6 protein-coding genes and 1 riboswitch are annotated in these 8,468 nt (G+C 54.6%); of the genes, 2 read left to right on the forward strand and 4 right to left on the reverse strand.

Features of this window, described 5'->3' with window-relative positions:
• Positions 1 to 188 precede the first annotated feature (188 nt).
• Together ABF979_RS15290 and ABF979_RS15295 are read left to right on the forward strand one after the other, a co-directional pair.
• Entirely contained in the window at positions 189 to 2,573 is a 2,385-nt protein-coding gene (locus tag ABF979_RS15290; protein ID WP_415560609.1) for a TonB-dependent receptor, read from the forward strand.
• Between the two features lie 104 nt (positions 2,574 to 2,677).
• Positions 2,678 to 2,759: riboswitch (Fluoride riboswitch) on the forward strand.
• A 36-nt stretch (positions 2,760 to 2,795) separates the two neighbouring features.
• On the forward strand, positions 2,796 to 4,112 hold the full coding sequence (locus ABF979_RS15295) for a voltage-gated chloride channel family protein (protein ID WP_415560605.1): 1,317 nt from the start codon (positions 2,796 to 2,798) through the stop codon (positions 4,110 to 4,112).
• A gap of 2 nt (positions 4,113 to 4,114) precedes the next feature.
• Here ABF979_RS15295 and ABF979_RS15300 read toward each other — a convergent pair whose 3' ends face one another.
• From ABF979_RS15300 to ABF979_RS15315, 4 genes are read right to left on the reverse strand one after another with little or no spacing between them, the layout of a single operon-like run.
• Positions 4,115 to 4,408, reverse strand: coding sequence for a hypothetical protein (locus tag ABF979_RS15300; RefSeq protein WP_233126172.1), 294 nt, complete (start codon positions 4,406 to 4,408; stop codon positions 4,115 to 4,117).
• The gene (locus tag ABF979_RS15305) at positions 4,405 to 5,868 is read right to left on the reverse strand and encodes a PepSY-associated TM helix domain-containing protein (protein WP_415560606.1); all 1,464 of its coding nucleotides are present in this window, start codon (positions 5,866 to 5,868) and stop codon (positions 4,405 to 4,407) included. The genes ABF979_RS15300 and ABF979_RS15305 overlap by 4 nt, the downstream gene beginning before the upstream one ends.
• The gene (locus tag ABF979_RS15310; protein ID WP_415560607.1) at positions 5,865 to 6,188 is read right to left on the reverse strand and encodes a hypothetical protein; all 324 of its coding nucleotides are present in this window, start codon (positions 6,186 to 6,188) and stop codon (positions 5,865 to 5,867) included. The genes ABF979_RS15305 and ABF979_RS15310 overlap by 4 nt, the downstream gene beginning before the upstream one ends.
• Complete coding sequence (locus ABF979_RS15315; RefSeq protein WP_415560608.1) at positions 6,142 to 8,298, reverse strand: TonB-dependent siderophore receptor; 2,157 nt, start codon at positions 8,296 to 8,298, stop codon at positions 6,142 to 6,144. The genes ABF979_RS15310 and ABF979_RS15315 overlap by 47 nt, the downstream gene beginning before the upstream one ends.
• Positions 8,299 to 8,468: the final 170 nt, after the last annotated feature.

An 8,468-nucleotide genomic window follows, 5' to 3' on the forward strand; every position in this document is an offset into this window, starting at 1 on the left:
ATTTACTTCTGTATAAATTAATAACTTGAAATACAATATGTGCATATGTGTGATTTAAAAGACACACGAAACAAAAAACCAGAATAAACTTTAAAATATAGGTTCGGGAAGTTCTTCGTCTAACTTGTTTTGCTTGGCGTTATGAATATTTTCTGCGCTGCAAACGACATATCTAGGATCGCGTGAAGATGAATTTTGGTGCCAGACGTCTCACACTGCTGACAGCAACTGTGCTGGCCGGAGTATTTTGTGATGCAGCAGCCTATGCTGCGGTCTCACAGGCTCGGGGTAAGCATGCTGCACCAGTTCATCCTCATGCGGCCCCCATCCATCATCGCACGGCTGTTGATGCCAAGGATGCGGAAGCGATTTCCGTTCATGTTTCCCGTCAGGCGCTGAATGGCGGCGGGGGCATGATGCGTCACGAAATGGCATCGCACTCCGTTCAGACCGTCACGCGTCAGTATATTGAGATGCAGAGTCCGGCCAGCACTGCGCTAGACATGATCAAGAACCTGCCCAGCGTCACGGTTTCGACTGTTGATAGCTCTGGCATTCTTGGCGGCAAGATCAACAGCCGCAGCCTGACCGATTCAGACATGGGTATCCTGTTGAATGGCGTGCCGGTCGCAACAGCGTATTACCTGAACCAGAACGTCGACACTGAAAACGTCAACATGATCTCCGTCACGCCGGGATCGTCTGCCATTGATCTGCCGGTAACGTCCGCCGCCGCTGGTATTATGGACTCCCAGACCATGACGCCGTCGCATAAGTTCGGCGGCCTGATGGATTTCTCGTACGGCACAAACAACATGTCCCGTGAGTTCCTCCGTGTTGAGAGCGGCGACATCGGCAATTCCGGCATCCGCACGTTTGCGTCCTTCTCCCACACGCATGCTCGTAACTGGAATGGCCCAGGGACGAACGAGCGTCGTCACCTTGATTTTGGTGCTGCAAAGGACTTTGAGGACGGTTCTTCCGTCAATCTCTTTGTCTCGTGGAACCACCAGTTCACGATGGAGCCGCTCAAGCCAACGGCAAAGCAGTTCCATGACAAGAAAGACGGGATCGGGACGTATAACTACTCCTCCACCTATGACCCGTCGAACCCGTCAAAATACGGCATGCTGAACGGCAATATGTGGGATCAGGTGTTTGTGACGCTGCCTGTCCACATTCATCTTCCGGCTAAGTTCTCTTTCGATTTCAAGCCGTATTACGTCTACAACGGTGGCTACACCTATAACGGAAGCCTCTTTAACGGGGCTGGTCGCAATGCGACCATTGGCCAAGGCGGAACGCCCGTTTCCGGCAGTGTGCCTGCGGCCTCCTACTACAGCGTTTATCGCCCGCACGCCGGAACAGTGGCGAAGCTGAACTATGACCCGGTGAGCTGGGACCATATGGAGCTGGGGTACTGGTTCGATTATCAGGATAACCAGGTTAACAACATGTATTCCGTGTTGCAGACCAATGGCTCACAGCACTTCCCGTATAACACCTCCAAGGGGCTGTACGTGAATGGAACGCGCTATATGCCGTACCAGGGGGATGCTGGCTGGAAGATCCATTCGCTGTTCTTCCAGAATACGGCCAAGTTCCTGCATGATCGCCTGACGCTGAATGGCGGCATCAAGGTTGCCATGATCAATCGCTGGACGGTCAATGGTGCATCGTCAACGCCGCGCAGCGAGCAGAACCAGGTTGTGCCTTTGCCGCAGGTTGGCATCAGCTATCGGATTGATCAGCACAATCTGATCTATGTGAATGCCGAAGGCGACTTCCGCATGCCGGACCCGGGATCGCTTGGTCAGGTCTATGATGCACAGACGGGTGGCTATGTTGGCAATCCGTACAATCCAAAGCCGCAGTATTCGATCAAGGAAGAACTCGGCTGGCGCTTCGACAATGACTACTTCATGACGGATCTGGAGCTGTTCAACTACTCCATCACCAACCGTCTGCTGTCCACAAGCGTTTACATCAACAATCAGGCCATCAGTTCCACCATTAACGCGGGTAACCAGACCGCGCGTGGTGTGGACTTCATGATCTCGGCACATCCGTGGCACCATCTCAGCCCGTATGTTTCCGTCGAGTATCTGAACGCGACGATGGATTCCAATATCCTCACGACCGGTACGCTGAATGGCCGGACGGTCAGTGATCTGCTGCCGACCAAGGGTAAGACGGCCGTTCAGTCTCCGCATGTGCATGCGAGTGCGGGCCTGACGTATGATGACGGTCATTTCTTTGCGAATGGCAGCGTCAGCTACGTATCGTCCCAATATTCGACGTTCATGAACGACGAGAAAATCCCAGGGTATCTGACGGATAATCTGTCACTGGGTTATCGCTTCAACTCCTACGGCCGGTTCAAGGCACCGAAGTTCCAGCTGAATTTCAGCAATCTGGGCGGCGATTTCGTCCGGACTGGCGCCTACAGCCTCGTGTCCAATGCCAAGACAGCCAAGGGTGTTTATGGCAGCACGATCAGTTCCAGCGGAACGCCGACCTATTACCTTTATCCGCGCTTTAGTGTGACGGGGAATATCTCTGTCGGGTTCTGATCTGGCGGCAATACGCATTTGAGAGAAGGACGGCTCTTCCTGGAAACAGGGAGGGCCGTTTTTTGTATTGCGAGGATGACAGCGCTGGCTTTGAACGCTAGCATTTCGACAATGGCAATGGATTCTGCCTGACCATACTGGTCGAACCGCTCTCCTCCGCGAGATGCTGATGATTCCTGTCAAATTCGCTTCTTCAGAAGCATGACAGGAGAATTGCGTCCGATGCTTGCTTTCCATAATTTCCCCCGCGTGGCTGTGACGACATTGCGATGGGGCTTTCTGCTTCTGCTGCTGGGCGGAAGTGTCGGATCTGTTTGTGCCCTGTTTCTCTGGTTGTTGGACCAGGCCACGGATATACGGTTTGAGACCCCTTGGCTGATCTTTGGCCTTCCGCTGGCCGGAGTGGGCGTTGCGCTGCTGTATCAGTGGTTCGGCGGGAAATCAGCCGCAGGCAATAACCTGATTATTGATGAAATTCATAAGCCGGGCGGTGGCGTCCCTTTCCGCATGGCGCCTTTGGTTTTGTTTGGAACGGTTGTCAGTCATCTTTTCGGCGCATCTGTCGGTCGGGAAGGAACGGCCGTTCAGATCGGAGGAAGCTTTGCTGCTGCAATTGGGCGCCTGTTCCGGCTGCATGTGCAGGACATGCGCCTGTTGCTCATGGCGGGGATTGCCGCAGGTTTTGGTGCCGTTTTCGGAACGCCTGTTGCGGGGGCTGTTTTCGGACTGGAAGTTCTGACGCTCGGCCGGCTTGATTATGCGGCTCTGCTGCCGGTCGCGGTGGCCTCGATTGTCGCAGACTGGACGTGTCATGCGTGGGGTATCCATCATGCCGTTTATCATGTCGGCTTTCGGGGGATCGCGGCGGCAGACGGTTCGATGTTTCACGTCAACGCCATTTTGCTGGTGAAGGTCGGTTTTGCTGCCGTGTGTTTCGGTCTCGCAAGCCGGGCGTTTGCGGACGGTGTTCATCGCCTGGCAGGCGTCTTCCAGCGCCTTTGCCCATCAGCCTGGATACGGCCTGCGATTGGTGGCGTGCTGACGTTGCTTCTGGTCTGGATACTCGGAACGCGGGACTACCTTGGCCTCGGTACTGTCTCACATGTGGAGGGCGGGGCGAGCATTCTGAACTTCTTTGGAGCTGGATATTATCCCTGGAGCTGGCTCTGGAAATTGGTCTTCACTCTTGTCGCATTGGCAACCGGCTTTAAAGGCGGAGAAGTGACGCCCCTCTTTTTCATCGGGGCGGGCTTGGGAAACGCATTGTCCCCTTTTTTGGGTGTGCCGGTTGATCTTCTTGCAGGGGTGGGGTTCGTCGCCGTGTTTGCAGGGGCGGCCAATACACCTCTCGCCTGTACATTCATGGCGGTGGAGCTCTTCGGCGCGACCGATGTGATTTATTACGCGACTGGGTGTTTCATCGCCTATCTCGTGTCCGGCCACACCGGCATCTATCTTTCCCAAAGGATCGGGACGCCCAAACTGGCTCTTTTCTCCAAAGAGCAGGGGCAGTCGCTACGAGATGTCTGCAGTCGTTGATGCTATTTCCGGCGCGGCGGATTTTTCTTGGCGTTCAATGTCGTGCAGAGCAGGGCTGCCAGCAACATTTCTACGCTGAGCAGGCCAAGCCATGTGATGACATCAATGATGGGCGTTTGCGATCCATGGAGTTGAAGCATCAGGCTTAAACCCAGCAGTGCAAAGCCTGTCAGTCTAAGGCCGAGCAGATAGGACGCCGACGTGGCTTTTTTGAAGAAAATTCCGCTGCCACGAGCGGAGCCCGCCGCCATCAACAGAATGGAAATCTGCCCACACAGCAGCGTCGCCCCCATCATGGGGAAAGTCTTTTCTTGCGATAGGTATTGATGGCGGCATAGGCGAACGACCCGGCAAAAAATGCGGCCGTTACACTTGTCGCGGCGCTGACACTATCACGCCATGGTGCCCCCATTGCAGCTATAGCCAGACATGCTAGGGCGCAGGCAGCCAGAAGTTCGGTCCAGGCGGCTTCTGATTTACGGAACAGGGCGAAAATCAGGGCGAGAGCCCAGATGATGAAGACGCACTGAATTTCGTGGTTCTCCCGTCCTGGAAGGCGCGCTGGGAGAATATGGTTTGCAAGAAAATAGGATGCAAAAGCGAGGGGCAGCCCAGCCAGAACCCCGACATTCAGGCGCTCTGCCAGAATGTGCCCCAGATGAGGGTTGCTTCTGAGACGTTTGATCGTCCAGAGGCGCATTCCGCTTCCAATAACGGCGGTCAGCATCAGTCCGCACACAAAATAAAGCCATCTCGTCACACCGGGCGCAAAGCGTGCGACGTGAAGACCATACAGGAATGTGTAAGCACCAATGAGTGGCCGCTTTTCGACATGTTCGCTGAGAAGGTAGCCGTTCGTGCCGTCAAAATTCAGGGTGTGTGATGTCGTGCTGACGGTGTTTGTGTTGCCCGATGTGATGGTAATCACTGACGCCTGATCGGTCGGATTGAAGATATAGATCTGTGCGATGCCGGCTTCACCGATGCGTCTTTCTGCATCCTGAAGAATGGGAAGGATGGGCGCGAGATGGCCCGGATGGCCGCTGGGTGGACGGGTATTCAAGGCCGGATTCAGATCTGTGTAAGACGCCATCAGATCATGTTTGTAAATGGCCTGCGTGCTCCATGGGAGAAGCAGGGTTCCGAGAGTGACGGCGCCTGTGAAGGAGATCATAAGGTGAAATGGTAGAGCCAGAACGCCGAGAAGATTATGTGCGTCCAGCCAGCTTCTTTGTCCCTTCCCAGGGCGGAATGTGAAGAAATCCGCGAAGATCCTGCGGTGAATAATGACGCCGGAAATCAGGCCGACGACAAGGGCCAGCGCGGCGATGGCGGCGATCAGGCGACCAAACGGGTAGGGGAGTTGAAGCTCGAAATGGAAGCGGTAGAAAAACTCGCCGCCAAAGGTTTGTCGAATGCCGTCAGGGCTGCCGGTTTGTGGGTTAAGTGCTTTCTGCAAATACACGCCTTTGGGGTCAGACCAGACCCCTAGCGTGAATGGCTCCTGCTGTGTCGGCGCATTCAGATACCAGGCCGGAGATGTCGGGGCATTCTGTGTAAGCCACTCTACGGCGTGGGCGCTTGCTTGAATGGGGGAGATATTGGTTGCGCTCAGTTCTGGCCGCATCCAGACGCTGATGTCCTGACGGAACACACTGAGTGTTCCAGACAGGGCAATTGCGAAAAGAACCCAGCCGGTTATCAGCCCAAGGCCTGTGTGTAGCCAGGCCATGGAGGCACGAAAATTGCCTTTCATGGCCTCCAGCCCTTCAAAAGAGCCAGTCCTCCCGTGAAGAGTACTGCAAGTAGAGTGCCACCGAACGCTTTGCGACCATCGGCAACGCCAAAGCAGGCCATGAACGTAACCGGCCAGACCAGCAGGCCGACAAGGATGCCGGCCATAGCGCAATCTGCGCGTGAGAGGGGAAGCCAGAGGCTTAGGCAGACTCCCCCCAGAGCTGATAATGCGTATCCGCCGGGCAATGCCGCCAGTAAACGCATTGTCAGATGCTGGCACGCCGGACCGGATTTACCAGGTGTAGCCAACGCTCGCCTGTGCGTTGCGGCGTTCGCCATAATAGCAGAATTCCTGATTGTAAGAGGCGTAAGCAAGGCAGTTCGCCACATAGTTCTTATCAAACAGGTTGCGAACACTGGCAGCAACTGTCCAGCCATGCAGTCTGTGGGACAGGTTGTTGAGATCGTAGCGGATGGATCCATCAAAGAGCGCATACTGCGGAATCCAGACGCTGCCGTAGGATGCTTCGCCACCATAGGTCTTGGCAGAATATCGCATACCGCCGCCAAAGCCGAAGCCCTTCAGAGGGCCGGATGGCATCGTGTAGAAAACAAACAGGGAGGAATTCCCTTTGCCCGATTGCATCAGGGGCTTGCCGGTTGAATCGTCATGGACTTTCTGGAAGCTGACGGATGCTGTGACCATAAGGTTCTTGTATGGCTCAGCATGTGCTTCGAACTCGAAACCATCTGAATGAACCAGACCACTGGCGGTGCTGTAACCCGTATTCCCGACACCAACCAGAACGTTGGTTTGCTCAATGTGAAAACCGGTTGCTGTCAGCAGGATGCTGGTTCCCGGAACCTGATATTTCACACCGCCTTCAAGTTGCTTGCCGAGAGACGGTGCAGCCTGATGCATGGTCTTTCCGCCATCGCTGGACACGGCGCCAGACTGTGGTTGGAAAGATGTCGAATAGCTGATGTACGGCGCGAGGCCGAAATCAAAATGATAGAGGCCGGAGGCGCGCCAGGTAATCTGGCTGGGGCTCTGACGGCTGTCTGAATTGTAGTTGGATTCGACCTGATGGGCGCGATACCAGTCGTTGCGGATGCTACCTGTCAGGATCAGGCGGTCCCAGCGGATTTCATCCTGCCCATAGGCGCCAACCTGATGAGAGTCCGTTCGATAGTTGACCCATGGAGACATGGGGGCAATAGCCATCTGGTAGTCTGGATGAAACACGTTCAGGTCAGGCGCTGCACCGTAATATCCAACTTCAGTCGCGCTCTGCTGCATATAGTCAAAGCCGAACATCAGCGTGTGGTGCAGCGGGCCTGTACGGACTTTGCCTTTGAACTGGCTGTCAAATGCCAGGTTGTGGGTGTGCTCGTATGTCTCGATTGCTGAGCGGGCCAGCGTATCGTCGTTGACGTAATACCCCATGTCATAAACGCTGCGGTATTGAGTCTTCACGTCGTCGTAACGGCCGCGAGACGTGAAGCTCCAGTCATTATTGAATGTATGATTGAAGATGTAGGTAATGGCACCCTGACGACGGTTGTACTTTTCGAAAGACGAATCACCGTCATAGAAATTTCTGGGCAGATAGCCGTATGGCGCCCGCTTGAGGGATCCCACCAAGGGAACACCACCATAAGTTCCATTGGTGGGATCGTACTGATAATTACCAAGCAACGTGAGTGTTGTCGGTCCATTTCCGCCGAAAGTCACCGATGGGCTAATGGAGAAGCGTCGGCTTCCGGTGTGCGTTAACTGTGTATGCTGCCCATTGACGGTGCCATAGACTCGGTACCGGACAAGCCCATTGTCTGTTGCATACCCGCCGACATCCGCATCGACGCGATAAAGATCGAACATGCCTCCTGTTGCATTGACCCCGCCGTAGAAGCGCTGATCTGTTGGCAACTTGCTGGAGAGAGCCGTCAGGCCGCCGGGGCTGGATTGGCCATACAGTGCAGAGGCGGGGCCTTTGAGAATTTCAACCCGATCAAGACGCGATGTGTCGGTCTGCGCAACGGCGTACCCTGTGGGGCTGTCCTGTAGTTTCAATCCATCCAGAAAGGTTGGGACAGAGAAGCCACGGAGAGCGAACAGATCGTAACGCGTGCCAACCGCACCGCCGCGCTGGTCCGCGGTGACGCCAGCTGTGTAGCGAACGGCCTGATTAAGGTTCAGAACGCCCCGAACGTCCATCTCATTGCGTGTAATGACCGTAACAGACTGGGCCGTCTCGATCAGGGGAGTATCCGACTTCGTTGCAGACGTCGCCACCGTCGCCATTCTGCGTGCCCGGACAGAAATATGTTCCATTTTAGCAGGCGTAGACGTGGTTTTTCTGTTCGTATGGTGTTCTGGAGTGGCTGTCTGGTCAGCAGCGTGAGCATGGCTGAAAACAAGGCATAAACCGGCAATGGCGGGGGTCATTCTGGAATTGCTGGGCACGGGTCTCACGCGGTGGCTGGGTGAAAGAAGCGGGACTATCATTCAAATGATAATTATTCGCAATAAGAATTTTTGAAAAAGATTATGACGGTTGAAAATTTTAGGGCTGTTACGGTGATGCTGATAATTTCTGCATAGAAATTATTTTTTAT

Source organism: Gluconobacter sp. (assembly GCF_047723935.1).
In the GTDB taxonomy this organism is placed as follows: domain Bacteria; phylum Pseudomonadota; class Alphaproteobacteria; order Acetobacterales; family Acetobacteraceae; genus Gluconobacter.